Annotated in this window: 2 protein-coding genes; both read left to right on the top strand. The window is 70.6% G+C overall.

Annotation, left to right across the window (positions count from 1 at the left end):
- The first annotated feature begins 350 nt into the window (after positions 1 to 350).
- Positions 351 to 572: a DUF2892 domain-containing protein gene (locus tag AB1578_04655; protein ID MEW6487191.1), complete on the top strand. Its 222-nt coding sequence runs from the start codon at positions 351 to 353 to the stop codon at positions 570 to 572.
- 3 nt (positions 573 to 575) lie between these two features.
- Positions 576 to 743 (top strand): hypothetical protein, encoded by a 168-nt coding sequence (locus AB1578_04650; GenBank protein ID MEW6487190.1) that lies wholly within the window; start codon positions 576 to 578, stop codon positions 741 to 743.
- Positions 744 to 1,028: the final 285 nt, after the last annotated feature.

Below are 1,028 nucleotides of genomic sequence, written 5' to 3'. Positions count from 1 at the left end.
CTTGGTTTGTGTTTATCTCGATCGGGCGGGCCTTGTTTCTCCGCCGGCCCCCACGGCCACGATTCACCGCCTCGGTGGCGAGCGGGGTCCGGGAGCCCCTGCGCTTCGCCCCGCAATCCGCGACGTTCGGAAGGAGCGTCACCAAGGGAGCCGGTGCGCCGAGCCACACCGATTTCGCCGGGCTGCCGCAGTTTGGTCGAGGCGGCACGGGGCTGCGCTCCAGGACTCCCGGACCCCGCCCCAAGATCAGGTGGTGGATCCTGGACGGGCAAGTCGCGTAACCTCCGCCGGCACGAGGCATCCAACCGCTCGATCCCCCGTGACCCCAACCTCCCCAGGAGAGCACACCCATGACCGTGAACGATTCCCTTCGGCTCGCCGCCGGCTTCTTCGTCCTCCTCTCCCTGGCCCTCGGCTACCTCCACAGCGCCTACTGGCACCTCTTCACCGCCTTCGTGGGCTTGAACCTCTTCCAGTCGGCATTTACGAAGTGGTGCCCCCTCATGAGCGTGCTGCGCGTGGCCGGGGTGCCCGACCCCGACCGCGCGGCGCGGTGTGCCAGGGCGGGCTGACCCATGGACTTCGCCGCTGCCGAGCACTCCCAGAGGCGTTTCCGGTGTCACAAGTCTGCCAAGGACATCCCCCTGGCGGAGCCCCGGTGCCTCAATCCCACGGACTACTGCACCGAACGGCGGGCGTGCCCCATCCACGCCTTGCAGAAGGAGCGGGCGCGGAAGCGGTGAGGGAGCAGTCGCCCTTCGTCCGGTTCGTAGCGGCCCCTGCACGGTCCCTGCTCCCACAAGGTGGACAGCGCAGGGGCAAGTGGCTTCTGTAGGGGCGGGCTTGCCCGCGACAGGTCGTGCCGAGGGCCGGATCGCGGCCAGGGCCGCTCCTGCGGGGGCGCAGGGTCCCTGGCCGAGCGGCGAATGGTGCCAGCGGTAAGAGCGACCGGGGGGGGGGCCGGCGGGGTCAGGCGGCCGGGGGGTCTTGCGATTCCCGTGGGGCGGGGGCACCGGCCTCCCTCTCCC

This window comes from Thermodesulfobacteriota bacterium, from assembly GCA_040756475.1.
GTDB lineage: Bacteria > Desulfobacterota > Deferrisomatia > Deferrisomatales > JACRMM01 > JBFLZB01.
The sequence above is the reverse complement of the archived record's forward strand: the minus strand, read 5'-3'. Positions and strand labels throughout refer to the sequence as shown.